Raw genomic sequence first — 24,281 nt, 5'->3', positions numbered from 1 at the left:
TCCAGCGGAAGTACCCGGTAGCTCAAATTTGGGTATCCTCACAAATAGCTGCGAAATTGGGCCGTGCACTTCGTTGAAGTAAACATGAGGTGCTCCCTGTACATATGTACTATTCCGCGGTCATGTTTCCTTCGCCTCGTGCACAACCAAATTTCCTGGTGAATAATCCGGGTTAACGAACCAGGGTACGTTTGCACGACCATTTCCCGCCGCCTTGTTGGCAGGAAATATCCTGGTATGGAAGATTCAGGTTAGTATCAGATAAAAATTCACCAGAAATTAAATATTTACCAACGCTGTGAATCACCTCTATTTTGAAATACAAGCCGATGATTTGGAACGAGCATCCGATTTTTACCGTGAAATTTTTGGATGGGAATTTCAGGAAAACCCACACGCGCCTGTAGAATATCTGAGAATTGAGACCGGCGGAATGGCGGGGGGAATGTTAAAACGTCCATCCGAGACTCCGCCACCCGAATGCGGAACCAATGCCTTCGTCTGTTCTTTTGAAGTGGATAATTTTGATGCTGTTTCCGAACAGATTCAGAATTTGGGTGGGGAAATCGCCATGCCGAAATTCCCGATTCCAAAAACCGGCTGGCAGGGCTATTTTGTGGATACCGAAGGAAATACGTTTGGTCTTTTCGAAGTGGATGAGAGGGCCGGGTAATCTATAGGTCGCTGGAAAGACTAAAAGAGACCTTTGCAAAACCCCTGGATTTTTCAAAGCCCTTTAAAACTCAAAATCTGAATATTCAAATAACGATATCATGAAAACAAAAAACCAGAAGCTGCTCGAAGAGATTAATGAGGCCTTTGCCCGCAATGATTTGGATTTTATCATCGAGCACGTTACGGATACGATTCGCTGGGAAATTGTGGGCGATATGATCGTGGAAGGAAAAGAGGCGTTCGCCAAAGCGCTGAAGGAGATGCAAGCCGACGAGCCGATGGAGCTGACGATTCATCATATCATTACCCACGGCAAGGCAGCATCGGTGAACGGGGAGATGAAAACAGCAGGCGGGGAGAGGTATGCTTTTTGTGATGTATACAAGTTCAGCGGATTCAAGAATCCCAGGATTACGGAGATGACTTCATATGTGATAGCGGTTAAAACTTGAGGGCAGAGCGTTAACCCGTATTACACAAATAGTTATGTAGGGGGGCAAGATCTCTGGTTATACATTTCAATACGTTTTGCAACTCCCCCTTCTGCCAAATGCAATTGGTTACTCGTCAAAATTGAAATCATGATCGAGGTCGGAAATATCATCGGCCCGGGAGCGAAGTTCTGCCGAATATTTCCACAGGGGCTCATCCTCCTGCTTGAGAACGCAGCTGAGGTCGGCCGCGCGGTAGCAGATTTGTCCGACCAGGTTATTCACGCTTTTTTCATCATCCAGCCCTTCACTGAGAGCGTGTTCAACCGAAGCCCGAACGCCCCTGAGAAATAGCTGCGCGGGAGATTCCGCATCGACAACAGCCAATGCTTCCCTGATTTTTTCCCTCCAGTAGGGAACCTGTTCAAGCTTAAAATCGGACTCGGCGGCGATCTGCTCGTCAGACCATCCCTCTTTCTCGGCCCGTTCTAATAACGCGGCACCTTCGGGCATGAGTTTGTCAAAACGTACATTCCCGATACCGAGATGATTCCTGTAATTATCGTAGCTGTAGCTGAACAATTCGGCTGCTAAAAATGGATTCGTTTCATTCGCATGGCTTCGGTTTTTATGTTTGCAATTAATGTATATCGATCCAGTGAAAAAATAATTTTTCTGCAATTAATGGTCTTGTTTCTTGAACCGACACCTGGTCCGGAATGCGGGTGAAAATCGAGCTTTTCGGAGAGTGAGTTGAAATTCTAGACATTTATTTGATGGTAAATGAGAAGTAGGTTTTTCGAGGGTTTTACAAAACCCCAGGACCTATCTCCTTGTCAATTCTTGAACGCCGAAAGAAATGATAAAATCGGTCAAAATGCGGTGCTTGTCAGTTAAAAAACAATATCACCCGGGAATCGTAAAGGTGACTTGAAAATTTATTGACAAATAAATTACTGATTTTTTTACTTTTATCGATGGATAACAATTACAACGATGGAAGGTTCAGATAACAGGCATACGCCGGTAACACTGGCCATATTACCTTTTGAAAACCTGTCAACCGGCAGTGAGCTGGAGATCTTCTGCAAATCGTTCTCCCTGGATTTGATCACCGAGCTCTCGCGGTTCCGCCAGTTCCAGATTATTTCGTATGATTCGGTGCGGGATATGGGGCTGGATCAGGATTCAGATGAAGCAAAGTTTCACCAACTGAACACCGACTTTTTTGTCCGTGGCACATTTCGTCACCAGGATCGGCAGATCCGCATCAACATTCAGCTGGTGGACAGCCGGTCGCTTCACCTGGTGTGGGCTGACCGGTTTTCGGGAGATTATGAGGAACTGATCAGTATTCAGGAGCATGTGTTGCTGGAGCTGGTCTCTACGCTCCAGTTGCAGTTGAACCGCAATCTTCTCGCCTCACTAAGAAGCAAAAAAAGAACGCACCTCAAAGCCTATGAATGCTGGCTTTATGGACTGGAGGAATTGAAAAAGGGATCACTGGAAAGCGATCTGAAAGCCCGCGAATATTTTCGACACGCCATCGAAATCGATCCGGAATACGCCCGGGCCTATTCGGGCATGTCGCTGACCTATTTTAATGAATGGAGCTGCCAGCTGTGGGACCGCTGGGAACTAAGCCAAAACGGGGCTTTCGAATGGGCACAAAAAGCGATTGAACTGGATGAACAGGATTACGTGGCCGCTTACGTACTGGGGCGGGTTTTCCTGTACCAGCGGGCGTATGAAACGGCCGAGTATTTCCTTCGGAAATCACTGCGCCTCAACAGCAACGACCCGGAAAGCCTGATACAAATCGCCCCCTGCTTCCTGTACCTGGGATACGGTAAAGAGGCCTACCGCCTGTACCAAAAGGCGTTGCGGTTGAATCCGGCGGGAGATCAGACCTATTTTCCCATCGGGGCTTTAATCCTCTACGATTTGGGCAGAGTTGAGGAAGCGATGTCGCTGATTAAACGCACCCGGGGAAATCCGTACGTTGATTTTAAGGCCTATTGCGCGGCCGCCTGGTACGAGCTGGGAGACCAGGAAAAAATGAATCAGTGCCTGGAAGAGTTCCTGCAGTGCTATGCCGATGTCGTAAATCACGGGGTCAAAGCCGATCTCACGGAGGCGTTCGAATGGATGAGCAAAATAAACCCCTATAAAGAGGGAACCCGTCTGGAACAGTTTTGGAAGCACGTCACGGGGGAGACGTTCCGTCCTCAAAAACCGGAAATGCCCACTCTTGTTTCACATAGAATAAACAGGATGGAGGAGTCCGTCGACTACTGGAAGTTTTCTTTTGGAGGGCGAACGATACAGCTTTCGGCTGTCAAGGGGTTTTCTGATATCCGCCGGCTGGTTGGCTGCGCCGGTACGCCCGTGCACTGTACGGAGCTTATGGGAACAGCCGTACTGTCTGACGGGGAAGAGGTGATTGATGAAAAGGCAAAATCAGAATACCGGAGGGAAATAGAAAATCTCCGGGAAGAGATCGAAGAAGCCGAAGCCTGCCACGATTTTGCACGGGCGGAAGCTGCACAAAAAGAGTACGAACAACTGGTAGAGCACCTGTCGGGGGCACTGGGCCTGAGAGGGAATATTCGCAAAGCGGGGAATACGGTGGAGAGAGCCCGATCGGCCGTTACCTGGCGTATTCGCAGTGCCATCTCCAAAATTGAGCAGGAGCATCCGTCTCTGGGCAAGCACCTCTCCAACTCCATAAAGACGGGGACCTTCTGTATCTATAAACCGGAAAAGCAGGTCGACTGGGAGATCATCTGAAACCAGGAGGAATACCGGTTGAAACGGAACTTCCTTAAATACACAGACTGCCAAGCCCTGGATTTTTGTCTTTTTCTGACAGAACGCCAATAGGGTTATCACTAAGGTTGTGATTCAACAACGGCACTTTCCATTCAGTTCTAGCCCGTATTTCTCACGATAATGTATGCAAAAATCATGTACCCTGGTGGCAGGCAGTATCTTACCTCATTTTTTACCGACCTTTTAATTTGACAGGGTGTAAAACGCTGCGAGATTCGCCCTTCAGCTGCGTTAAAGGGAACATCACCTGCTCAACGTACAATGGTACGTCTGCACGGCCATTTTCCCTTTGCCTTGCTGAAGAACAAATTTCCTGGTGGAGGTAAATCCAGGCTAGGGTCGTCGGTAAGGACTACTTCTGCAGCGAAAAGGCAGGAGAGAAGCAGTACGAAGAATGGCCGCCGTCTCATCAATGTCGGTGATGCTACCAAAGCCTACCCGTACTCTGTACCATCACAGAAGCAGTAAAATCGAGCCCCTGTCAGCAAGAAGTTCAGGTCGCGAGCAACAGGCCGGATAGCACACCTTACAAGCTCCTCACATCGTAAGGCCCGGACTTACGCAGTACAAGTACCAGCCCAAAAGAGACCACAGGGTCCAGATCACCGGCTGGTTACCACACAAACAACATCATGAAGTAAATAAAATGGGAATCATTAGCACTATGAAAACAACAACCCTGGAACGACCAAATAAAGAACGGAACCGTCCGAATCCCTTCGGAGAGGCGATGTACCTTGCCGATGGCGGCATGGAATCGATATTGGTTTTTAAACGCGGCGTCGAGCTGAATCATTTTGCTGCCTTTGAGCTGCTCAATAACGAAGAGGGGCGGGAGGAGATGAGAAGATATTTCATCCCCTTTCTCGACCTGGCCGTTCAGTACGACTACCACTTTGTCGCGGAAACGCCAACGTGGAGAGCCAGCCCCGACTGGGCGTTTAAGCTCGGTTATTCTATCGCTGAAATGAATGCGATCAACAGCTATTCGGTTCGCTTTTTGCGTGAACTGATCGAAGAACACCGGATCCCGGCCGAAAAAACGCTTGTCAGCGGAAACCTCGGTCCGAGGGGAGACGGATATTTTGTGGATCAGATGATGACACCCCGGGAGGCCCGCGCCTACCACAGCGAGCAGATCAAAACCTTTGCCCTTGCCGATGCCGACCTGGTCAGTGCGTTCACCCTGAATTATACCGATGAAGCGATTGGTATAGTGCTGGCTGCACGCGAATTCAACATTCCGGTGGTGATCTCTTTTACCACGGAGACCGACGGCCGACTGCCCAGCGGCAGCACGCTGCGGGAGGCGATTGAGAAAACCGATAACGAAACCGACGGGTATGCTACATTCTTCATGATCAACTGTTCTCATACCGAACACTTTAAACACGTGTTCAGGGAAGGAGGCGACTGGATCAGCCGGGTTGGAGCAATCAGGGCCAATGCCTCCCTGAAGAGTCACGCTGAACTGGACGAATCGGAGACCTTGGACAGCGGGGACCGTTGCCTGCTGGCGTCGGGTTATCATGAGCTGAGTCACCTGCTGCCCAACTTGCAGGTGGTGGGCGGCTGCTGCGGCACCGATTACAGTCATATTGCGAAAATTTGCGAGGTGCTGTTTCACGATGACCCCGCAAAATGCCGTGAAGCCGTTGACGAGTATCAACATTTATATTAACGGCTACACTGCGTGTGGCTGAACTGGATCCCACTGAAGGTGGTTGCCCTGTTCCGGGCTATTGTTCAGCCGCATATCCCATAAACCTGATATTATTCTGCTGCATTCTGTACAGGTAGTGTGGGACCGATGCACGGGTGCATGGGACTGCCACCGAAATTGCATGTGTTCTTCCGGCTTCAAAGGGGAAATGAGTAGTGCCGGTATTCCAACAGGTAGCTCAAAATTGGTTTACGTTTTTTTGATTCATTTCACTAGTAAACGGGTAATTAAAGAAATACCCAGTTGAATTTTGGTCCTACAACACGTCATTTTGTATATAATCCATTCCGGCTAAAAGGTGCAGATTCATCCAGCACAAAAAAGACAATATCCGAATCCTCGTTGGCTTTCAGGGTCAACTGTTTATTTTTTACGATTATTTGATCGCCTTCATGTACCGTATCTCCGGGATCTTCCAATGTTACTGATCCGCCAAACAGGTACATGAAGGCGGTATGGCCATGCAGTACGGGAGTCTGTATAGAGTTTCCATTTTCCAGACGCAGATCATAAAATACCACCTCACTTCTGAATAGCATTGGAGCCTTCGAACGGTCGTGGCCGGCAAGCAGCCGCCACTGGTTATGGCTGTAGATCTCGCCGGGTTCGTAAAACTGGACCTTCGGCTCCAGGGCATCCGCTTTGGGACGGATAAATATCTGCAGCATCTCTACGGTTTCATCGCCCTCTCGGACGCCTTCTTCGTGGTGAATACCACTGCCGGCATTCATCAGCATCAGGTGCTTGTTGTGAATGGGGATGTCGTTACCGTCGCTGTCTTTGTGATGCATGGTGCCTTTGCGCAGGTACGACAAAATTTCCTCGTTCTGATGCAGGTGCATCGGCACCCGGGCGCCGGCTTCCAGCATGGCGTGTTCCAGCCGCCCGATTTGGGCAATGCCGTGATCGCTGGAATCTGTTATGGCTCGGCCGAGTGGTAAAAAGCTGGAGGTAAACGTCCCCCGGCTTACCTTGTGTCTCTTTTCGGATCTGGCGATATGAATCATGATATATTTACTCCAGTTCTTTTAATAGGTCCCGCACGTCAAGGGGTTTGGTGACCATCTTGACCGAGCCGTCTTCGGTGTATTCCCATTCCTCGCGGGGACGGTCGCGGTACAGTTCCACGCCGTTGCCATCCGGATCGTCCAGGTAAATGGCCTCGGATACTCCGTGATCGCTGGCTCCGCTGATGGGATAGTCTTTATCAATGAGCCGCTGAAGAACTTCGGCCAGGTCTTTCCGCGTGGGATATAGAATGGCGGTGTGATACAAACCGGCACTGCTTCGTGGCGCGGGCTGACCGCCTTTGCTGTGCCAGGTATTGAGTCCAATGTGATGATGGTACCCGCCGGCCGAAAGAAAGGCGGCGTTTTCTCCGTACATGGTCGTCAGTTCAAACCCCAGCAGGTCGCGGTAAAACTCAAGGGCCCGGTCCAAATCGGATACCTTCAAATGCACGTGCCCGATGCGGGTTTCGGCCGGGGTGGTATATTCTTTATTCATAGCAGCGTAAATTTGGGATGTAAATATTATGCGACAAATTTTTCAATATAGGTATCGAGTCCGGTGGGCTTGCGCCCGAGCAGCTGCTCCATGTCATCATAGGTGAAATCCAGCGCACCGTTGACAAAAGTGGTTGCCGTCATCACGCTCATGGCAATTTGCTCTTCGGGTAATCCGATTTCTTCCAGCGTTTGCTCAAAGTCTGAGATCGAAACATCTGTATAGGTGATCTCTTTGCCGGAGGCTTCGCTCAGCATTTCGGCAATTTCATTGAGTGTATACGCTTGTCCCGATGTTATTTCGTAACTGTTGTTTTTATGTTTTTGGGGAGCTGCGAGGCCGTTGGCCAGGGCTTCGGCCATCTCTGAACGCAGCGCCAGGTTGATAGCCTTTCCGTCGGATGGGAATGCCCATTGGCCGGTTTCCAAAGCATTGCCCAGGAACAGCGGGAGAAATTCCATATAGAACGTATGGCGGTAAATGGTATAGGGAATGCCGGAATCTTTAATGAGCTTCTCCGTTGCGGCGTGATCGGTCGAAAGCGGGCTCAACTCCTTATCGGCCTCCACAATACTGGTATAGAAAATCTGCTCCACACCTGCTTCCTTGGCGGCATCAATTACATTTTTATGCTGCCGGGTTCGTCCTTCCAGGGTGCTCGAAGAGATCAGAAGGACCGTATAGATTCCCTGGACGGCTTTTTCGATCGACGGATAATCGGTATAATCGCCAATTCGAATTTCGACGCCTTTCTCTTTTAGCTCAGCGCCTTTTTCTTCGCTTCGGACGAGTCCGGCGATATCCGCATCGGGATTTTTTTCGAGTAAAAAATCAATGGTTTGTGAGCCTAATTCTCCGTTTGCTCCGGTTATGAGTGTCATGATGTTGAAGGTTAAAGGTTAAAGGTTGGAGGTTGGAGGTTAAATGTTGAAGGTTGTTGGGGATGGCGGGTTGAGTTAGTTGCGTAGTATTTTCCAGCTGGCCGGGCCGTTGACTTTGCTCCTGCTCGTAAGTTGCATAAGCAGCAGTTGCATGCGTTCGAGTGTACCGCTCACCGAGAGGTCGCCGGCGATAATCGGGTTGAATCCCGCTGTTTCCACCAGTTCGGTGACGGTTTCCAGGGCTTCCTCGTCGTTACCCGCAATAAAGGCATCGGCCTGCCTGCCGCCGATGACCGGTTGTTCAAAGTCGGCGGCGAAGGTCGTGTTAAAAGCTTTAACAACCTTGGAGTGCGGGAGCCACTGCTGCAGTTCTTCAGCCGCACTGCTGTCCGGTGCCGTTGTCAGCTTGCTGAAATCTTCATCTACGGGATTGGCTATGCTGATCACAATTTTCTGGGTGGACACATCGCGTATCTTGTGGGCCAGTTCTTTTTCGACCCCGTGCGGAACGGCCAGAACAATGATGTCGGCCTCCCAGCTGCATTCGTGGGCACAGTCTATGGGTTTTGCACCAGCATCCGGATGAGCCTGTTGTATTTTTTCCGTCAGCGAACCCAGTTGACCGGGTGTTCGGTCAAAAAGAAGCAGACGGTAGTTGCCACCTGAAATACTTCTTGCAATGGCGGAGCCCATAGTTCCACCGGCTCCGATGATGGCAATGGTTTGTTTGGTAATAGGCATAATGGTTGTTCTGCTTGCAGTTTTATTTTGTTACTGCAAAGGTAGCCTGCCGCCGCCCCTATGTCATTGATATGTGTCAGGAATCACTCTTGATATATATCAAGAGGCAAACCAATAAGAAAATATAATTCAATACACGTGGATGTTATCTCCAAAGATCATTTTTAGAGGACTTTACAAAACCCTTACTTCCTCGTTCTGAGGGAGTTGTACTCTCGTTAAAGGTCACCAAGGTCGGTAGTCGGTAGTTCAACTACCTCCCAACAAAATGGCAGGTTTTGCAAAGCTCCCTTTAAATAAGAAGGTATGAGGAGTAAAGATTACCCGCTGAAACTTCCGCGAACCCGGCTCAGCGTCTCGGGACTCATTCCCAGGTAGGAAGCCACCAGGTTCAGCGGTACTCTATTCATGAACTCGGGATTATGCCGGATGAGACGGGCATATTTTTCTTCGGCCGTAAGTCCCAACGCATTTTCGACGCGCTGCTGCAGGGCTATATAGGCGTTCTGTATGATGATACGATGATATCGCTCGTAGGCGGGCATTTCTTCCAACAGTTTTTCATGGTTTTTCCGGTCAAGGACAAGCAGCTCGCTGTCTTCAAGGATTTCAATATTTAGCGTAGAGGGATCCCCCGTAAAAAAGCTTTGCAGGTCCGCAATCCACCATCCGTCAAAGGCAAAACGCAGCACGTGCTGGTTGCCTTTCGAATCTACGGAATAAGAGTAAAGAGCCCCCTTTTCCACGAACGTCAGCTCACGGCAAATATCACCTTCCTGCAGTAAAAACTGCCGTTTGAGCATCCGCTTGGGGCGAAAATTATTTTTACATCGTTTCCACTCCTCATCGGATAGAGTGACATGTTCCTGAATGCTTGCTTTTAACTGCTCATACATTGGGTTGTCAGCTCAATGGTTAATATTGATAACCGAAAATGTACAGGGAAATTTCAGGAAATAAAAAGCGGATACCCTGTATGAGGATATCCGCTTGGCATGCGACAGGAGCTGTTTTGCGCTCATCAATGTTGGATAAACTGAACGTTCAGTTGCAGTTCGATCTTGTCACCCACAACCACGTTTCCGGCTTCGGTTACGGCACTCCAGGTGAGGCCGAATTCTTTCCTGTTAATCGTTCCGGTCACTTCAAATCCGGCTTTGGTGTTTCCGTAGGGATCGCCGACGGTTCCGCCGTGTACGACGTCCAGCTCCACCTCTTTGGTGACGTCACGGATGGTCAGCTGGCCGGTTACTTTATACTCAGCGTCGCCGACCTTCTCAAAGTTTGTGGACTCAAAGATAAGCTGCGGATACTGTTCAGCATTAAAAAAATCGTCGGATTTCAAGTGCTGGTCACGATCTTCGTTGTTTGTTGAAATACTGTCGATGTCAGCGGTAAATGTTGCTTTCGCATTTTTGAAATCGTCACCGTCGGCTTCAATTTTTCCATCATACGAACTGAAGCTTCCGGTAACGGTCGAAATCACCAGGTGCTTCACTTTAAATTGAATTTCAGAATGCGTGGGATCAATTGTCCACAAGGTTTTAGTTGCTGTATTCATTGTAATACTAGTTTGTTTTAAACGATTTAATGTATGCCTAACATACAGCAGGCCGCCGTACCCACCATTGATATTTGGCAGGAAATGGTCTTGATATATGTCAAGACAAGTGTTAGAAGAGTCGCTTCTTATTCAGTTCCTCGATTACTTGGAGTTTTCTTATAAAGTTACGAACCCCCTTTCTCTTTTTCAGGGTTCTTAATCATCTTTCCTAGTTCATTTTTTCAATGATCAAAAAACGAACCTGGAAAATCACCGGCGGGGATTCGTTATTGGTTCAACAAATAACGCATAACCAATCCACTAATAACTAAACTTCGGCTGCGTTACATTTTGCCGGACGACTCACGAATTGCAAGAGCGGGTGGGGATTAGGGATGAAGGATTATGGATTTCGGGGAGGGATGGAGAACACGGGTCAATTTCCCTAAATCTTTCTTCTCAAGAGGGGCTTGGGGGCAGCTCATTTTTACCAACGAGTTCTTCTCCATTCTCTGCCTGGATTTTTTGCTCCCTTTTATAGAGAATCCTCTCCCGTTTCTGTCACCGGGAGTGCTGGTATTGCAAAATTGCAAGAGCTGCCCACTTCCATTATTGCAAAAATACAATCATTCTCTTCGCAGTCCTTGTCCCGCATAACCCGGCGGTATGGTCAGTTCTCATAAAAGAGACTTAAATGTCTTTTTATATAAAAATTTTGGGATTTGGAACTGTCTGGCATGAGGATTGCAAGTAGTATAGGTAAACAATAAAAGACAAAATTGTCTTAAATAATAAAATCAAAACTTCCATTATTATGAACGTCCCAACACTCAGTTTTCGCCTTTTACTCGGATTGGTAATCATTGGGCTGTCAAACATGGCCTACGCCCAGACAGAAGAATACGAACTGGATGGCATGACCTTTGGCATGCCGGAAGCAGAAGTCTTCACCGAAGATTATGACGGTCCGCCCGTCGTCGGAGAACACCTGTCGATGCTGCCTAACCTGGAACCGCTCGATTACGAGGGCAACAAGCATCATGAGGTACGTATCGATATCATTGCCCAGGAAATTGAGGTGGCCGAAGGGGTCAAATATCGCGCCTGGACGTTTGGTGGCACGGTGCCCGGACCCGTTCTTCACGTAAAAGAAGGGGACCGCATCACGTTCACCATGAAAAACCGGTCGGATGAAGAGGTGACCATTACCGAGCCGACCAAAGAGGGCGCCCCATTTATGCAACAGGTAGCAGAGAACAATTTTATGAAAGCGCAGCCGGCCACCATGCCGATGCCGCACTCCATGGATTTTCACGCCGGAACGGTAGCCAAGGATGACAAGTGGCGAAGCATTGCCCCGGGCGAATCGATCAAATTTGACTGGGTGGCCAATTATGCGGGTTCCTATATATATCACTGCGGCACCCCCAGTGTGCTGATGCACACCGCGATGGGACAGCACGGAATGGTGGTTGTTTCCCCGAAGGAGGGATATCCCACCGACGAGCAGGTGGACCGTGAATACGCAATTGTACAGTCCGAATACTACCTGAAAAAGGGATCCGGAGAGCTGTTTGTCTATGATTTTGAGGGAGCCCAGAACCGTAATCCTTCCCACGTGGTATTCAACGGGCACCAGACGATCCTGCACGATCAGCCCCTGAAGGCGAATGCCGGCGACCGCGTGCGCCTGCACTTTTCAAACAACGGTCCCAGCGGTACCTCCAGCTTCCATGTAATCGGGGCCATTTTTGATCGCGTATGGCTGGAAGGTCACCCATACAACGAGATGCGCGGCATGCAGACGGTACTGCTGGGAGCCTCCAGCTCGGCTACCATCGAGTTTATCGTCCCTGAAGAGGGAAAATATATCCTGATCGACCACGAGTTCGCCGATGCCGAAAAAGGAGCTACCGGCACCCTGAAAGCGGGTCCACGCAAGAAATAATGATCAATAAATACATTATAAAACCAACGACATATCATCGACTAACATGAACATCCTGGCGAACATAGCACCTGGTAACATTCTGCTGAGAGTATATACAGCAGTCCTGCTCAGCCTGGCCGGTGTGGCCGGGGCGGCAGCCCAGGTGCTGGTTCCGTCGGGTTCTTTCCATTCGGTTTTGCCTGAAGTGAAGGGCGAGCCGGTAACCGTCGATTCTTTCTACATGGATAGTACCGCCGTTACAAACAGGCAGTTTGCAGAATTCCTGGGAGAAAACGAGCAGTGGCGGCCCGAAAAAATACCCGCCGTGTTTGCAAACCAACGATATTTATCACACTGGGAGCTGCCCACCCCCGAGTATAAAGGGAATAACCCGGGGAGCCCCGTTACGCACGTCTCGTGGTATGCCGCGCAGGCCTACTGCCAGTGGGCGGGTGGGCGCCTGCCGACGCTGAACGAGTGGGAGTATTCGGCCCAGCTTGTGGAGTTTGCTTCTCCGGCCGAAGCCCGGGCATTCGCCAACCGCCTGATGAGCTGGTATTCGAGCGTGGATACCCGGAATACCGCTGCGGTGGGATCCACCGGAATCGTGAACCGATACGGGGTACGGGATCAGTTCGGTTTGATCATGGAATGGGTGCAGGATTTTAAGCCGGTCGTGGCCGATAATCTCTCCCTGGATTGCGGGACGGTGGGACGGATGCAGCAGCTCGGCGATGCCTACAGCTACGCGGCGTCGGTCCGCTATATCACGCGGATGAGTTTTAATCCCCAAAGCGCTACGGCTACCATGGGGTTCCGCTGCGCCTATGATGTTAAAGAAAATCCCAAAACGAAGGTGCGCTCGCGATGAAAAAGCTGATATTCATACTGTTTACCCTGTTGCTGACAACTGCCTTGCATGCCCAGCACCATCACGGGAACGGGGATGAGCTGGGTGCAACGGAGATCAACGCCGAACACTCGGTTTATCACCTGGAGGCGGAGTGGACCGATCACCGCGGGGATACATATTCGCTCCGTGATTTTTCCGGGAAGCCGGTTATTGTGGTCATGTTTTACGGTAATTGCGCGCAGGTCTGTCCCGTCCTGATTGAGGATGCCCGGCGACTTTATAGCGCCGTTGACCGAACGAAACAGGATTCGGTACGGGTGCTGGCCATAACGTTTGATGTGGAAAACGACACGCCGGAAGTGCTCCGCGCGTATGCCGAAAAGGAACAGCTGAATATTCCCGGCTGGCATTTTATGCGGTCCGAAGCCGCGAGCGTGCGAACCCTGGCCACCATGCTGGGCGTGCAGTATGCCGAAAAAAGCGATGGTCATTTTGCTCATTCCAATCTGCTTACGGTGCTGGACAAAAAGGGACGAATTGCCCGGCGCGTGGAGGGATTATTCCAGCCGGTGGATGAGGCGGCCTCTGAAATTAATGCCATCATACAAGAAGGAAAATCGCAGTGAAAGATTTCTGAACTCATCCCGGTATGACTGTTTTCGTTGTCCGAAGAATAACCGACAGATTTAGAAATGACACACAATTTTGCAACCAACACATACAACTACCACTAAACCTAACAAGGAATCCATTATGAAAACACTAACCAAACTAACACTTGCAGTAGCACTCATCATTGCCGGGGCGGTCTCAACGGCCATGGCACAGCGAACAATAGATATCGTGGGCACCGACAACATGAAGTTTGATGTGACCTCGATCGAAGCCGAGGCCGGGGAGGAGATCACGATCCGGTTTAAAACCAAGAGCCAGATGCCAAAAACCGCGATGGCGCACAATGTGGTCGTAGTCGATAAAGATGCTGACGTGGATGCACTGGCCCAGGCCTCGATGCAGGCACGGGATAATGAATATGTTGCTCCTGAATACAAGGACGATATTGTAGCTGCAACAGCGCTGGCCGGTGGCGGAGAAACCGTGGAGGTTACCTTTACGGTACCGGAGGAGCCCGGAGACTATGAGTATATCTGTACCTTTCCCGGACACTACATGGCCGGTATGAAAGGCGTGCTTACGGTGGTTCCCCAGACAAGCAGATAAATACTGGTAACCAGTTACCCTTAGTTGGAAGAGGCAGTTCAAGATGAGCTGCCTCTTCTTTTTGTTTGTTATTTAACGTGAGTTCTATTAGAATTGCATTAAATAATATTCAACAGGATGAACACTAAATGCTCGGTATTTATTGCAACCAGTGTGGATGGCTTTATTGCCAGAACAGAGGGTGAATTGGATTGGCTTACCGGAGGTGAAACCAGTGAAGTGGATGAAGACTACGGATATCAAAATTTCATAGATACCGTGGATGCACTGATAATGGGTCGAAATACATTTGATAAAGTACTAACCTTTGAAGAATGGCCCTATTCCAAAAAAGTAAACGTCTTAACCAATCGGTCCCTTAAGATACCTGAGAAGCTCTCAGATGTCGTAGTTATTATGTCGGGTTCACCACAAGAAATTGTAGATCAATTATCCAATGAAGGGTTTCATCATTTTTATATCGATGGTGGCAAAACCATCCAAAATTTTTTAAAGGCTGGTTTAATTCAAGAGATAATTCTCACCAGAATACCTGTAATTATAGGCAGTGGAATACCTTTATTTGGACCAGTGGGAAATGACATTAAACTGGAACATGTTTCAACCCGCAGTTTTAAAAATGGATTCGTCCAGAGCAAATACAACGTAATTCCAGTTGCCATTCAAGGCCATTAATAGTGGCTTGTATACTGCATACCTCATCGGGTACAGAAATGAACCCGGGCGTTCTATTCTTCATCCATGCGATTATTACCGTTTCCACGCAATATCTTTGTCATTAAATTTTCAGGATCTCTGCGTAGCAGGACAGGCTTATTATTTGGAGCAAGGACTTGCTCCAAACTATTTTCTTAAGTTGGATGATTAACAATAAATTGATCTCTCTTTTTAATAAAAAGGGTAGGGTTGACTCCCATAATGCTTTTAAAATCACGAATGAAGTGAGCCTGGTCGGCATAGCCACAGTCGAACGCCACTTGAGTAAGTTCCAGCTCCTGGTTTGATTCCAGTTTCTTGTGCACTTCGTTAAGCCGGGCGATTCGCATGTAGCGTTTGGGAGTAGTTCCGATCTTATTCTTGAATTCTCTCTCCAATTGTCGAAGGCTTACGTAAACTTTGCCGGGAATTTCTTCGATTTTATTGAAATCCTCTGATTTTCGGATCATCTCTGCAGCATAATTTACATAAGTCAGTTCGGAGGTATTTCTTTCCAGTTGGTTTAATAAATATTTTTCGGTCAGCTTCAACATTTCATCACAATTGGAGGCTTCCATCATTTTGGAACAGTATTCCCGGAATGATGGCCCAAGTACCTGCTCCATGTCATCATAGCTTTCCGAGAACAGGGATGCCGGCACACCAAACAAATTATAGATGCCTTCCGGTTTAAATCGGATTCCGAATGTATTTACCAGTTCGCAGAACCGAACTTCATAAGGTTTGGTATACAATCCGATGATGGTATAATCGGGCGATTTTGACCAATTTCCGTCATAAGGCAGATCACAGTGCTGCTCGGATAAGTGAATAATTAACTCCAGAAAACCATTGGGAACAACCTGCTGTCTAAATTCTGCCATCCTGGTTACGTTAAAATCTCCCTTCCAAAACAGCTCCACATAAGGCTGTAGATATTCTATTGGTCTATATTCAGTTATGTGAATACTCATGGCAACATTTAGTAATCTGCGTAATTTTACGTCATACGATCATAAATTTCAAAAGGAAAAGGTGACCGGCATAAAAAATCAGGCGGGATACAGTTTTAGTGTATCCCGCTGCAGAAGATTAATCACCCAGCGTTGAAGTATCAACTACATTTGTATTTACAGGCAGCCAGGTCTTTTCAAAAGTGGCGACAATATTATTGGCTCCCCCAAAGAATCCCAGCACTTTGGCTTTTGTTTTGCCGGTGTTGATTACATTATGGGGGACCATTCGCGGCACGAGTGCGATTTCACCTTTTGAAAGAGGACCCGTTTCTCCGCCTAGTTCGACTTCTACCTCGCCTTCTAAAACAAGCAGTAGCTCTTCGGCACTATCTGTGTGGCGACCGAGCGTATCTCCTGCTTCCAGTTCAAAATACACGGTTGCTGTGGATTCAGTGCCGTGAGCACCGAACAGAGGAAAGGTGGCCAGGCAGTGCTGACCGGAATCGCCCTTCCCCGTAAATTCGGTAAGTTCAAGGTTTTTCAGATTTGCTTTTTCCATGATATAGCGTGTTTTAGGTTATGGTTATGCAGCTTCGTGCTCATACTCGAAGTTGCCTTTATAGACTTTGACATTTACTTCTCCACGCTGCATATCCACTTCACAAATAGCCCATCCCTGGACGTTGTTCATCCAGGTGTACTCGGGATAGTGCGTGGTAAACTGCAGGTTGAGCTGAATGCGGGCCCGCCCGTTCTCACCGGGATAGAGGATTCCATCTTCCCGTACGGCAATGCGTTTCCCGTCATCGGTTACAACAGCGGCCTGGATGTTCAGCATGAATTTGCCGTCGGCCCGGACTTCCAGGTAATCGGTTCCTTTTATTTTGCCCTTGATTTTTGGACCGTTTACAATCCCTTCGAAGTCAAGGTCAAAACGGGCACCTTCCGGTCCCGGTGCGGTCTTTCCGCTCGTCAACTCGCTCCATTTGATGCCGTATTCGGCGATATTGGTCAGGTTGATCTGCTCTTCAAACAGCAGTTCCGTATTGTTGGCTAAGTAGGTGTTCATCGTGTTGGTATATTTGATTTATGTTTAAGCTGCAATTGAAAGATAGAACCGGCACGGCACCGGTAATTGAAAAAAAACGACATCTTTGAGCCTGTTAAGAGAGATTGTTTGCCGATTGAACATATTCTTGTCCCACCCGCTTAACTAGTAGGGACCTTTGCAGAACCTGCTATTTTGTTGGGAGGTAGGTGTACTACCGATCTTGAGCTGCCGCTCACTCATTATGGGAACTTGTAAAACAATAGCTACATCCCCCTGCCCCCCTTCAAAGGGGGAATGGGTAGTGCCAGTATTCCAACAAGTAACTCAAAATTAGTTTAACGTGAGTTCAATACAGCTTCCAGCTTTAACATTGTTTCTTAACTTCTTGGGGCAGGCTTTTAATCTCCCCTCAAGGGGAGCTCCGCCGGAGGCGGAAGGGGTGTTACTCTATGTTAGACCTGCACCTCCCGATCCAATCGCCAGACCCGCGCGATTGGCCCACCCTCTTCAGGAGGCACTGTCTGGTTGCCATTTCAAGGCAAACAGGCATTTGGGTTGGGAGAATTATGTCGAGCTCAGGATAGAATAGCTCTCACGCGGCGGCATTTTTTTGATGTGGTCATCCCAGGCTGGACGCTAACAGAGGGCTTTCAACCTTTTCCCGGAAGAAGTTCGCCGGGAGACTGTAAAAGTATTTCCTGCAAACCTCGCCACCCGGCCTCGAGATATTGCTTCGACGATTGTGTATCTCGGTTCAGCGGCAAATGGTCATGTAAACGCCGGGCTAATGCAACGGTTCGCCCATGTTGAATGCATGGTATAATGGCTGATCAGCCGTTAACAGCGAGTACCTGCTGACGAACTAACTGCTAACCATATCAGATTAGAGTTTGCCTTATACTGTCAAAAAGGAAAATAAATAAAAACAATCCTCCAGGGGTTCCAAACCCTTGGAGGGTTTCCAAAAAATAAAATGGGCGATGTGTCCGAGTGGTCAGGGAAGGGCCTGCAAAGCTCTTTACGGGGGGGGGCGAATCCTGCCATCGCATCACCTATTCCTATATGCCAGATGTAATACAACATAACATCCAGCAGGTTCGGGAACGCGTTGTGCAGGCCTGCCACCGGGCCGGCCGCAACCCGGAGGAGGTGCAGATCAGCACGGATGAAAATGGAATGAATGGAAAAGTTTATGTAAGCTTGTGGCTTGAACATCAATAGGAATTACAGATGAAGATACACTACTTGCAACATGTCCCTTTTGAGGGGCCCGGGTATATCAGCTCCTGGGCGAAAGAGCAGGGTCATGACCTGTCAGGTACCCGGCTTTTTGAACAGGAAGCGTTGCCCGAACCGGAAGAGGTTGATCTCCTCGTGGTGATGGGCGGCCCGATGGGTGTGAACGACGAACAGGACCACCCCTGGCTGGAGGAGGAAAAAATGTTTATCGAAAATTGCATCTCGCATCAGAAAAATGTTCTGGGGATCTGCCTGGGCGCCCAGTTCATTGCCAATGCTATGGGAGCAAAAGTGGAACCGATGCCGGAAAAAGAGATCGGCTGGTTTCCGGTGCGCTGGTCCCGGCCGGCCCGAAAGCACCCGTTGCTCAATTTTCTGCCGGAAGAACAGGTCGTGCTGCACTGGCATGGAGACCGGTTTGATATCCCGGATAACGGACTGCCAATTGCAAGCAGCGAAGGCTGTGAAAACCAGGGATTCCTGTTAGATGAGCGTATCCTGGGCCTGCAATTCCACCTGGAGATGACCCAGGACGGGCTGGCTGCGTTAATTGAAAACAGCCGTACCGAGCTGGCAGAAGCCGATGGCCGGTTCCTGCAGGATGTGCAGACCATGCTGGATGAGGATTATTTTGCTGAAAATCACCAAACGATGAGGGAGTTGCTCAATCGCTTTTTGAAATAGAATTGAACTTGTATGAAATCTGAAGAGATCGGATCCATTGTAAAAACCTGGAAAACAAACAGGCAGCGGTACCTGAACGCCTGGGAAGAACACTCTCTGGAGCGGCTCAACACCATACCCCAGGGCTTTAACAATAACCTGATCTGGAGTTTCGGCCACATTATTGTCTCCCAGCAGGCACTGATCTATAGATTGTCCGGGCTGGAAGGGTACGTGTCCGATCAACTGTTCGTACGACATCATATCCGATATGCATGGTAACCGGACTTCGTTCTGCAAGTGTAGAATTCTTTAAAATCGCAATAAATAGATCGGGAGTAACAGGAGTGTTTCGATTTGCAGGTGATTTCCGTGTTGGGGAATTTCCAGGTTTTTTTTGGAAATAGCAGGAATATTACGAGCGCAATTTGTTCTTTTGTGTAATGTTATCTTCAGGCGCAGATTCTTCTCGCTGCGCTATTTGAATTCTTCCTGAACCGGTTTCTGTATTCCCTGCAAGTTTTCGCAGTCTATTTTCTGCAACTTCGGTGATATGCAGCAGCTTGTCTTCGGTATCGGCTCTCTTTTTACGGATGAATGATTTCACACCAAAAAAAGCCACGGTGTAGCTTATTGCTGCTGTCAGTGTAGTGGCAAATATATTTCCCCATTCCGTAATTGCGGCTGCCGGTAACAACCCTAAAATAATAGCAACCGGAATGGCTAGCAGAAAATTCTCAAGCGCATTTCCGTGGAAAAATTGCTGTTTAACGATTTGGAGTCGGTATCCTTCATCCAATTCCGTAAGCAAAACCCTGGCATCTTTTAGCTGATATTCGCTGGTTTTTCCCATGGTATGAATTTCTGCGGGTTTGCCGGACCAGTATTGATAACTGCCGAATTTGGATTTTAAATCCAGCAAAAAAATCTTCAATCTGTTTGTTATTTAATTGACCGTCAATCCACCTTGTGGAAATGACTTCGGGATACAGCTGATCCCGGTTTTGTTCTTTGGTTTGCGTTACTTCCGCGGCGGCTTTTTGCAGTTCTTTTCCGGATATTCCAAACTCCTCCGCCATTGCCTGGATATCGGTAAAATTGAAATCTGCATCAAGTTTGTCCGTTCTCCGATCTTTGGCGGTAAGGGCTCGTTCCAAAATTTGAATAGTCTCTTCTTTTGAAAAGGAATCCTTCATTTGAGTCTTTACTTAATTTTATCTAAAAGAATCTGTCTATTTTTGGGTTTTTATGCAATTTAATTAAAGACCAGACCTGTCAGGTTTTAAAACCTTACAGGCCTCCATTTAAACATTAAAGTTTCTTAGTTATCTAAAACAGCCAACTCCAGTTCCTTGCCAAGGAAACCGGCAAATCGTTCGGCCTGCTCGGCGGCTAGAGTTTTTGTTTCCGAGCCCGGATTTTCAAAAAAGCGCAGTTTTACCTTTACCGAATCCGATTTGACCTTTCTTTTCCAGATTCCTTTCACCTTGCCATTTACCACAATGACCGGACGAAAAATTCCATTTGCAGAAATGGATTTGGCTTCATGCTCTCCGTTAATAATCATCTCGCGGTTCCGATAACTGACTACATATTCGTCATAGGCGGGAAGCAGGTACATGGAGGGTGTGCTTTGTTCCGGCGGGAGAGACGTTTCAAAGAACCAATAGGTGCGATCCCCGATTTCCTCCGAAATCAACTCCGGTTCTAGCATTTTTACCGCTTTCTTAGAGCTTGTTTTCGTTAACCCGCTCCACCATACAAAATCCTCAAGTGTAGCGGGGCCGTGACTTTGAAAATAGAGCTGGGCTAATTTTCTGCGGGCTTCACCTTTGTTGAATGAGGATATTTGGGTAAGGCGGTCTTCCATCAGCCTGTAGGTATATTGGGTGTCTTTTGAAGGCCCGCTGCCTATGATCCCATCCAGCTCGGCACGGAGCAGGAGATGGGAGATCCGGTTGTCTTTGTTTTCAAAGCCAGCTTCTTCGAGTTGCTCCAGCAGCTCGCTCCGGGTAAGCGGTTGGCTGTCTGCCAGGATTTCTTTTATGGTTCTGTTGCTTCGGGAGACAACCTCATCCGTGAGTCCAAGCTGTTTTTGTCGGGATCGCACCGCTACCTTTACCCGCGGGCGTGAGAGCTCAAGCAGCCAGGGGAGATGCTCCGCTGAAATAAGATGCCATGTCGGCCTCAACAAGTGTGTTCTGATGATGTGGCTGTTTTCGATGGCCTCTTCAATATCTTCTCTGGTTGCTTCCGGAAGACGTACGCCCACAGCCCACTTGGCCATCTCGTAATCCTGGGCCTGCATGGCGCCTATCCATCCCAGCAATGCATTCGGGGTTGAAAAATCCGGGTTTACTATTTGATGGTTGTGAAGTCGTGCATGGATGATTTCAGTATAATTCATTTTCAGGAAATTAATATTGAATTACTGTCATAACAGAAAGTAAACGTCAAGGCTGACAAGTATTCCCCAGCCCATACCGCAAACGATTCCTTTAAATTTTCTGTATAGAGTTCTCTCTGCAGGTGTGTACAATGTAGTCTCCATCAGCTTATAGGTGTAACCGAAATCCCGTACTTATGGTGAGCCCGTTGGAATAGATCGGTTCATCAGTAACATTGTCAGCTTTGGCACCGGTCCCCACCGCACCAATTTCGATAAAGTAGTTGCTGGCGGGATTCATGTAAAACTCAAATCCGAATAAACCGTATCCCCCAAGTTCGAATGATACCGATGAAAATTCATCCGAGGGAAACAGGCCGGTCCCGCCCCCTTCGCCATATAATCGGACAGCATCACCAACCCAACCTGTTTTTCCCGCAACTCCGAAGGTAGCATTCAGATACGGCGACCAGGTAGTTTCCTGATTTTGAAGATGCTCGTGAAACATCAGGTTGCCTCTGGCGCGAAGGGCTATTTTTTTGTTCGCAAAATAGGGACTGGTTACTGTAATGCCGATCCCAAAATCCTGTTGGTATTGACTTACCTGTATGCCAAAACTGAAATCATTATTTATGCCGCTTTGCTGGGCACTGATAGTGCAGTTTATACTTGTAATAATGATTATAATTCCAATGAATAATGTGGTAGTACTTTTAGAATGCATGACTTAGAAGAGTTATTATGGCTTAACCAATTTAAATTCCGGGAGCTTATGATCTAAAGTATGGATCCATTTTTTCGTTAAGGAAGGGCACAACCGTTTCTACTAATTCTGGTGCAGCAAATATTGTATAGTGCGTTTGCCCGGGAGAATAGCCAGGCGGGTTTGCGGCATATACCGCCATCCCAGCCGGCGTCTCGCTGTCCGCCCCCTTGCAGCAGCAAAAGCGGCTTGCCTTCACCGTGAATTTCATAATAATAGTCGATGTTATTCACGGAAATGTGGTCACTGCCGTTCTGGGCATACACATTTTTGGGAACAAGACTTACGCCAATGGCGAATATGAAGGCAACGAAAAAGGTTTGTAGTTCCCGCATATTCAACCATTGTAAACCGTTGTGGTATAATTGAGCTGTTTCTCTCAGTTTGATAGATAATTGATTCGCTGGCATGATATTTTGCTCCATGCATTAATGGAAATTAAAGTTGGCTAAAAAATTATATACTCTGTCACTGAATGGTTTGATGGTAATTGCTCTTTTGAGTGATTAGAGCTTATCCATCTTCTTTTTCAGGGTTTGCTTGTCTGTTTTCGTCTTGGCAAGGGATAACGCTTCCTGGAAACTGTTCTCAGCTTTTTTGATATCAACATCTTTATAAAGCTCGCCGAGAAGCGTGTGGTAATAGTGATTATCAGATAGATTCAATTTTTGGGCTTCTGCTATGGCCGCTTTTTTTCCATGTACTTTTGAAAGGGCGTAGGTTCTGTTGAGTGCTGCAATAGGTGAATATTCGGTAATCAGCAGTTGATTATAGAGGCCCAGGATATTTGACCATTTTTCTTTGGTGTCCTCTTTTTGGGTATGCCACCAGGCGATGCTTGCTTCCAAATGATATTTCGAGACTTTGCTGCCCTGCGAAGCTTCCTTTAAGAAATAAGCACCCCGGGCAATCAGTTCTTCATTCCAAAGCGATTCATCCTGATTGTGGTATAAAACAAGTTCGCCGTTGTTGTTTTTTCGTGCTTCAAACCGAGAAGAGTGAAAGCACATAAGTGCCAGAAGAGCATGTACGGCAGGTTTACGGGTTTGCTCATTTTCTGCAAGCAGATGGGTTAATCGCATGGCTTCTAGGCAGAGATCTTTTTTCAAAATCTTGTTATCGCTTTCCGAATAGTAGCCTTCGTTAAAAAGCAGGTATAATGTCCGCAATACCGTATCCAGACGTTGATAGATTTCAGCTTGATCAGGGACTTCTATCGTAATTTGTTCTTCTCTTAATTTTTTTCGCGCCCGGTACAGGCGTTTATTGATGGTTTCTTTGTTGCTTAAAAAGGCATCGGCGATTTCCTCAATGCCAAAGCCGCAAAGGATTCGAAGTGCTAAACCGATTTGCGCTTCTTGAGATATAGACGGGTGGCAAACCGCTAATAGCATCTGGAGCTGACTGTCGGAAATATTTTCATCGGACAGGTCAATATCGAATTCCCGGTTTTTGGCCGACTCATATTTTAGCTGTTTTGAAATCTTATTTTGGAACAGAGATTTCCGGTTAAAATGATTTCGGGCTTTGTTCTTTGCAACCGTATAAAGCCATGCGGTAGCATTTTCGGGTATGCCTTTATGACTCCAGGTTTCTGTAGCGGCTAAGAATGTTTCGCTTGCAATGTCTTCGGCCGTTTCAATGTGTTCAATGCCGAAGCGTTTACAGAGTACCGCCGTAATTTTGCTGAATTCTGTTTTGAATAAACGGGGGAGGAGCTCTTGTTCCATCTTTTTAAAAATAACTTCTGCTCCGGACAAACAGAGCAGAAGCCAAGATTTAATTATTCCGGTTGTTCGTGTTGAGCGATTTTGCGTACTTCTACGCTGTTGCCTTCACCCTGCAATACCGGGCTGCCTTTTGCGAATTCTACAGCCTCATCAACAGATTCTGCCCTGACAATGATATAACCGCCAATGGTTTCTTTGATATCGCCAAAAGGTCCATTGGTTACCACATCGCCATGTTTGACGACCCGGGCATCGTCAAATGATAATCCATTTCCCTGGCTTACCAGTTTGTCCTGCGCGGCGATATCCCCCAGCCAGTCCATGGTTTGTTGCATCCATTGCTGCATTTGCTCTGGTGAAGCCTCTTTACTGCCATCCTCGTGACGAAATATTAAAAGGAATTCTTCCATGCTACTTGAGTTTTCGTTGCTATTTTATTGAATAATGAACTTCACTCTTAT

29 protein-coding genes are annotated in these 24,281 nt (G+C 47.7%); 12 read left to right on the top strand and 17 right to left on the bottom strand.

The window, feature by feature from the left end:
* Positions 1 to 298: 298 nt before the first annotated feature.
* Together ACG2F4_RS04725 and ACG2F4_RS04720 are read left to right on the top strand one after the other, a co-directional pair.
* Positions 299 to 673, top strand: coding sequence for a VOC family protein (locus ACG2F4_RS04725; RefSeq protein ID WP_395259004.1), 375 nt, complete (start codon positions 299 to 301; stop codon positions 671 to 673).
* 100 nt (positions 674 to 773) lie between these two features.
* Complete coding sequence (locus tag ACG2F4_RS04720) at positions 774 to 1,127, top strand: nuclear transport factor 2 family protein (protein ID WP_395259002.1); 354 nt, start codon at positions 774 to 776, stop codon at positions 1,125 to 1,127.
* 108 nt (positions 1,128 to 1,235) lie between these two features.
* On the opposite strand, the gene ACG2F4_RS04715 is transcribed toward ACG2F4_RS04720, so the two are convergent.
* On the bottom strand, positions 1,236 to 1,787 hold the full coding sequence (locus tag ACG2F4_RS04715; RefSeq protein WP_395259000.1) for a hypothetical protein: 552 nt from the start codon (positions 1,785 to 1,787) through the stop codon (positions 1,236 to 1,238).
* Positions 1,788 to 2,102: 315 nt separating this feature from the next.
* On the opposite strand from ACG2F4_RS04715, the gene ACG2F4_RS04710 reads away from it, so the two are divergent.
* Both ACG2F4_RS04710 and ACG2F4_RS04705 read left to right on the top strand, forming a co-directional pair.
* Positions 2,103 to 3,896: a hypothetical protein gene (locus tag ACG2F4_RS04710; protein WP_395258998.1), complete on the top strand. Its 1,794-nt coding sequence runs from the start codon at positions 2,103 to 2,105 to the stop codon at positions 3,894 to 3,896.
* A 706-nt stretch (positions 3,897 to 4,602) separates the two neighbouring features.
* On the top strand, positions 4,603 to 5,619 hold the full coding sequence (locus ACG2F4_RS04705) for a homocysteine S-methyltransferase family protein (RefSeq protein ID WP_395258996.1): 1,017 nt from the start codon (positions 4,603 to 4,605) through the stop codon (positions 5,617 to 5,619).
* A gap of 308 nt (positions 5,620 to 5,927) precedes the next feature.
* On the opposite strand, the gene ACG2F4_RS04700 is transcribed toward ACG2F4_RS04705, so the two are convergent.
* From ACG2F4_RS04700 to ACG2F4_RS04675, 6 genes are all read right to left on the bottom strand, one after another.
* Positions 5,928 to 6,668, bottom strand: coding sequence for a pirin family protein (locus tag ACG2F4_RS04700; RefSeq protein WP_395258994.1), 741 nt, complete (start codon positions 6,666 to 6,668; stop codon positions 5,928 to 5,930).
* 7 nt (positions 6,669 to 6,675) lie between these two features.
* The gene (locus tag ACG2F4_RS04695; RefSeq protein ID WP_395258992.1) at positions 6,676 to 7,167 is read right to left on the bottom strand and encodes a VOC family protein; all 492 of its coding nucleotides are present in this window, start codon (positions 7,165 to 7,167) and stop codon (positions 6,676 to 6,678) included.
* Positions 7,168 to 7,193: 26 nt separating this feature from the next.
* Positions 7,194 to 8,048: an SDR family oxidoreductase gene (locus tag ACG2F4_RS04690; protein WP_395258990.1), complete on the bottom strand. Its 855-nt coding sequence runs from the start codon at positions 8,046 to 8,048 to the stop codon at positions 7,194 to 7,196.
* A 75-nt stretch (positions 8,049 to 8,123) separates the two neighbouring features.
* Positions 8,124 to 8,789, bottom strand: a complete 666-nt coding sequence (locus tag ACG2F4_RS04685; protein WP_395258988.1) for an NADPH-dependent F420 reductase — start codon at positions 8,787 to 8,789, stop codon at positions 8,124 to 8,126.
* 320 nt (positions 8,790 to 9,109) lie between these two features.
* On the bottom strand, positions 9,110 to 9,685 hold the full coding sequence (locus tag ACG2F4_RS04680) for a Crp/Fnr family transcriptional regulator (protein ID WP_395258986.1): 576 nt from the start codon (positions 9,683 to 9,685) through the stop codon (positions 9,110 to 9,112).
* Between the two features lie 125 nt (positions 9,686 to 9,810).
* A complete protein-coding gene (locus tag ACG2F4_RS04675) occupies positions 9,811 to 10,350 on the bottom strand; it encodes a YceI family protein (RefSeq protein WP_395258984.1) in 540 nt (179 codons plus the stop codon).
* Between the two features lie 796 nt (positions 10,351 to 11,146).
* On the opposite strand from ACG2F4_RS04675, the gene ACG2F4_RS04670 reads away from it, so the two are divergent.
* From ACG2F4_RS04670 to ACG2F4_RS04650, 5 genes are all read left to right on the top strand, one after another.
* Positions 11,147 to 12,280, top strand: a complete 1,134-nt coding sequence (locus ACG2F4_RS04670) for a multicopper oxidase domain-containing protein (RefSeq protein ID WP_395258982.1) — start codon at positions 11,147 to 11,149, stop codon at positions 12,278 to 12,280.
* 46 nt (positions 12,281 to 12,326) lie between these two features.
* A complete protein-coding gene (locus ACG2F4_RS04665; RefSeq protein WP_395258980.1) occupies positions 12,327 to 13,133 on the top strand; it encodes a formylglycine-generating enzyme family protein in 807 nt (268 codons plus the stop codon).
* On the top strand, positions 13,130 to 13,741 hold the full coding sequence (locus tag ACG2F4_RS04660; protein ID WP_395258978.1) for an SCO family protein: 612 nt from the start codon (positions 13,130 to 13,132) through the stop codon (positions 13,739 to 13,741). Before ACG2F4_RS04665 ends, ACG2F4_RS04660 begins: the two co-directional genes overlap by 4 nt.
* 127 nt (positions 13,742 to 13,868) lie before the next feature.
* Positions 13,869 to 14,336, top strand: a complete 468-nt coding sequence (locus ACG2F4_RS04655) for a plastocyanin/azurin family copper-binding protein (protein ID WP_395258976.1) — start codon at positions 13,869 to 13,871, stop codon at positions 14,334 to 14,336.
* A 117-nt stretch (positions 14,337 to 14,453) separates the two neighbouring features.
* Positions 14,454 to 15,011: a dihydrofolate reductase family protein gene (locus ACG2F4_RS04650; protein ID WP_395258974.1), complete on the top strand. Its 558-nt coding sequence runs from the start codon at positions 14,454 to 14,456 to the stop codon at positions 15,009 to 15,011.
* 176 nt (positions 15,012 to 15,187) lie between these two features.
* Here ACG2F4_RS04650 and ACG2F4_RS04645 read toward each other — a convergent pair whose 3' ends face one another.
* The 3 genes from ACG2F4_RS04645 to ACG2F4_RS04635 all read right to left on the bottom strand — a co-directional run bounded on the left by ACG2F4_RS04645 (position 15,188) and on the right by ACG2F4_RS04635 (position 17,057).
* On the bottom strand, positions 15,188 to 16,006 hold the full coding sequence (locus tag ACG2F4_RS04645) for a helix-turn-helix domain-containing protein (protein WP_395258972.1): 819 nt from the start codon (positions 16,004 to 16,006) through the stop codon (positions 15,188 to 15,190).
* 118 nt (positions 16,007 to 16,124) lie between these two features.
* The gene (locus ACG2F4_RS04640; protein WP_395258970.1) at positions 16,125 to 16,547 is read right to left on the bottom strand and encodes a cupin domain-containing protein; all 423 of its coding nucleotides are present in this window, start codon (positions 16,545 to 16,547) and stop codon (positions 16,125 to 16,127) included.
* Between the two features lie 24 nt (positions 16,548 to 16,571).
* Positions 16,572 to 17,057: a DUF3237 family protein gene (locus tag ACG2F4_RS04635; protein WP_395258968.1), complete on the bottom strand. Its 486-nt coding sequence runs from the start codon at positions 17,055 to 17,057 to the stop codon at positions 16,572 to 16,574.
* A 1,044-nt stretch (positions 17,058 to 18,101) separates the two neighbouring features.
* Between ACG2F4_RS04635 and ACG2F4_RS04630 the strand changes: the two genes are divergently transcribed.
* Genes ACG2F4_RS04630 through ACG2F4_RS04620 form a run of 3 tightly spaced genes read left to right on the top strand, consistent with a single transcriptional unit; the run spans position 18,102 to position 19,223 of the window.
* Positions 18,102 to 18,260 carry a hypothetical protein gene (locus ACG2F4_RS04630; RefSeq protein ID WP_395258966.1) on the top strand — a complete coding sequence of 53 codons (159 nt, stop codon included), beginning with the start codon at positions 18,102 to 18,104 and terminating at the stop codon, positions 18,258 to 18,260.
* 9 nt (positions 18,261 to 18,269) lie between these two features.
* Positions 18,270 to 18,962: a type 1 glutamine amidotransferase gene (locus ACG2F4_RS04625; protein ID WP_395258964.1), complete on the top strand. Its 693-nt coding sequence runs from the start codon at positions 18,270 to 18,272 to the stop codon at positions 18,960 to 18,962.
* A 12-nt stretch (positions 18,963 to 18,974) separates the two neighbouring features.
* A complete protein-coding gene (locus ACG2F4_RS04620; RefSeq protein WP_395258962.1) occupies positions 18,975 to 19,223 on the top strand; it encodes a DinB family protein in 249 nt (82 codons plus the stop codon).
* A 133-nt stretch (positions 19,224 to 19,356) separates the two neighbouring features.
* On the opposite strand, the gene ACG2F4_RS04615 is transcribed toward ACG2F4_RS04620, so the two are convergent.
* The 7 genes from ACG2F4_RS04615 to ACG2F4_RS04585 form a co-directional block, all read right to left on the bottom strand.
* Entirely contained in the window at positions 19,357 to 19,794 is a 438-nt protein-coding gene (locus ACG2F4_RS04615; RefSeq protein WP_395258960.1) for a hypothetical protein, read from the bottom strand.
* The gene (locus tag ACG2F4_RS04610) at positions 19,733 to 20,137 is read right to left on the bottom strand and encodes a hypothetical protein (RefSeq protein ID WP_395258958.1); all 405 of its coding nucleotides are present in this window, start codon (positions 20,135 to 20,137) and stop codon (positions 19,733 to 19,735) included. Before ACG2F4_RS04610 ends, ACG2F4_RS04615 begins: the two co-directional genes overlap by 62 nt.
* Before the next feature lie 125 nt (positions 20,138 to 20,262).
* The gene (locus ACG2F4_RS04605; protein WP_395258956.1) at positions 20,263 to 21,348 is read right to left on the bottom strand and encodes a winged helix DNA-binding domain-containing protein; all 1,086 of its coding nucleotides are present in this window, start codon (positions 21,346 to 21,348) and stop codon (positions 20,263 to 20,265) included.
* Between the two features lie 148 nt (positions 21,349 to 21,496).
* Positions 21,497 to 22,051 carry a hypothetical protein gene (locus ACG2F4_RS04600; RefSeq protein WP_395258954.1) on the bottom strand — a complete coding sequence of 185 codons (555 nt, stop codon included), beginning with the start codon at positions 22,049 to 22,051 and terminating at the stop codon, positions 21,497 to 21,499.
* 77 nt (positions 22,052 to 22,128) lie between these two features.
* Positions 22,129 to 22,515, bottom strand: coding sequence for a hypothetical protein (locus ACG2F4_RS04595; protein ID WP_395258952.1), 387 nt, complete (start codon positions 22,513 to 22,515; stop codon positions 22,129 to 22,131).
* Positions 22,516 to 22,596: 81 nt separating this feature from the next.
* The gene (locus tag ACG2F4_RS04590) at positions 22,597 to 23,820 is read right to left on the bottom strand and encodes an RNA polymerase sigma factor (protein WP_395258950.1); all 1,224 of its coding nucleotides are present in this window, start codon (positions 23,818 to 23,820) and stop codon (positions 22,597 to 22,599) included.
* A 53-nt stretch (positions 23,821 to 23,873) separates the two neighbouring features.
* Positions 23,874 to 24,230 carry a YciI family protein gene (locus ACG2F4_RS04585; protein WP_395258948.1) on the bottom strand — a complete coding sequence of 119 codons (357 nt, stop codon included), beginning with the start codon at positions 24,228 to 24,230 and terminating at the stop codon, positions 23,874 to 23,876.
* Positions 24,231 to 24,281: the final 51 nt, after the last annotated feature.

This window comes from Halalkalibaculum sp. DA3122, assembly GCF_043951865.1.
Classification (GTDB): domain Bacteria; phylum Bacteroidota; class Rhodothermia; order Balneolales; family Balneolaceae; genus JAMQKA01.
This window is presented reverse-complemented; position numbering and strand designations above follow the sequence as displayed.

Coding starts and splice junctions, on each gene's coding strand:
- ACG2F4_RS04720 (WP_395259002.1), top strand. CDS start 774: ATGAAAACAAAAAACCAGAAGCTGCTCGAAGAGATTAATGAGGCCTTT.
- ACG2F4_RS04710 (WP_395258998.1), top strand. CDS start 2,103: ATGGAAGGTTCAGATAACAGGCATACGCCGGTAACACTGGCCATATTA.
- ACG2F4_RS04705 (WP_395258996.1), top strand. CDS start 4,603: ATGAAAACAACAACCCTGGAACGACCAAATAAAGAACGGAACCGTCCG.
- ACG2F4_RS04700 (WP_395258994.1), bottom strand. CDS start 6,668: ATGATTCATATCGCCAGATCCGAAAAGAGACACAAGGTAAGCCGGGGG.
- ACG2F4_RS04695 (WP_395258992.1), bottom strand. CDS start 7,167: ATGAATAAAGAATATACCACCCCGGCCGAAACCCGCATCGGGCACGTG.
- ACG2F4_RS04690 (WP_395258990.1), bottom strand. CDS start 8,048: ATGACACTCATAACCGGAGCAAACGGAGAATTAGGCTCACAAACCATT.
- ACG2F4_RS04685 (WP_395258988.1), bottom strand. CDS start 8,789: ATGCCTATTACCAAACAAACCATTGCCATCATCGGAGCCGGTGGAACT.
- ACG2F4_RS04680 (WP_395258986.1), bottom strand. CDS start 9,685: ATGTATGAGCAGTTAAAAGCAAGCATTCAGGAACATGTCACTCTATCC.
- ACG2F4_RS04675 (WP_395258984.1), bottom strand. CDS start 10,350: ATGAATACAGCAACTAAAACCTTGTGGACAATTGATCCCACGCATTCT.
- ACG2F4_RS04670 (WP_395258982.1), top strand. CDS start 11,147: ATGAACGTCCCAACACTCAGTTTTCGCCTTTTACTCGGATTGGTAATC.
- ACG2F4_RS04665 (WP_395258980.1), top strand. CDS start 12,327: ATGAACATCCTGGCGAACATAGCACCTGGTAACATTCTGCTGAGAGTA.
- ACG2F4_RS04660 (WP_395258978.1), top strand. CDS start 13,130: ATGAAAAAGCTGATATTCATACTGTTTACCCTGTTGCTGACAACTGCC.
- ACG2F4_RS04655 (WP_395258976.1), top strand. CDS start 13,869: ATGAAAACACTAACCAAACTAACACTTGCAGTAGCACTCATCATTGCC.
- ACG2F4_RS04650 (WP_395258974.1), top strand. CDS start 14,454: ATGAACACTAAATGCTCGGTATTTATTGCAACCAGTGTGGATGGCTTT.
- ACG2F4_RS04645 (WP_395258972.1), bottom strand. CDS start 16,006: ATGAGTATTCACATAACTGAATATAGACCAATAGAATATCTACAGCCT.
- ACG2F4_RS04640 (WP_395258970.1), bottom strand. CDS start 16,547: ATGGAAAAAGCAAATCTGAAAAACCTTGAACTTACCGAATTTACGGGG.
- ACG2F4_RS04635 (WP_395258968.1), bottom strand. CDS start 17,057: ATGAACACCTACTTAGCCAACAATACGGAACTGCTGTTTGAAGAGCAG.
- ACG2F4_RS04630 (WP_395258966.1), top strand. CDS start 18,102: ATGCCAGATGTAATACAACATAACATCCAGCAGGTTCGGGAACGCGTT.
- ACG2F4_RS04625 (WP_395258964.1), top strand. CDS start 18,270: ATGAAGATACACTACTTGCAACATGTCCCTTTTGAGGGGCCCGGGTAT.
- ACG2F4_RS04620 (WP_395258962.1), top strand. CDS start 18,975: ATGAAATCTGAAGAGATCGGATCCATTGTAAAAACCTGGAAAACAAAC.
- ACG2F4_RS04615 (WP_395258960.1), bottom strand. CDS start 19,794: ATGGGAAAAACCAGCGAATATCAGCTAAAAGATGCCAGGGTTTTGCTT.
- ACG2F4_RS04610 (WP_395258958.1), bottom strand. CDS start 20,137: ATGAAGGATTCCTTTTCAAAAGAAGAGACTATTCAAATTTTGGAACGA.
- ACG2F4_RS04605 (WP_395258956.1), bottom strand. CDS start 21,348: ATGAATTATACTGAAATCATCCATGCACGACTTCACAACCATCAAATA.
- ACG2F4_RS04600 (WP_395258954.1), bottom strand. CDS start 22,051: ATGCATTCTAAAAGTACTACCACATTATTCATTGGAATTATAATCATT.
- ACG2F4_RS04595 (WP_395258952.1), bottom strand. CDS start 22,515: ATGGAGCAAAATATCATGCCAGCGAATCAATTATCTATCAAACTGAGA.
- ACG2F4_RS04590 (WP_395258950.1), bottom strand. CDS start 23,820: ATGGAACAAGAGCTCCTCCCCCGTTTATTCAAAACAGAATTCAGCAAA.
- ACG2F4_RS04585 (WP_395258948.1), bottom strand. CDS start 24,230: ATGGAAGAATTCCTTTTAATATTTCGTCACGAGGATGGCAGTAAAGAG.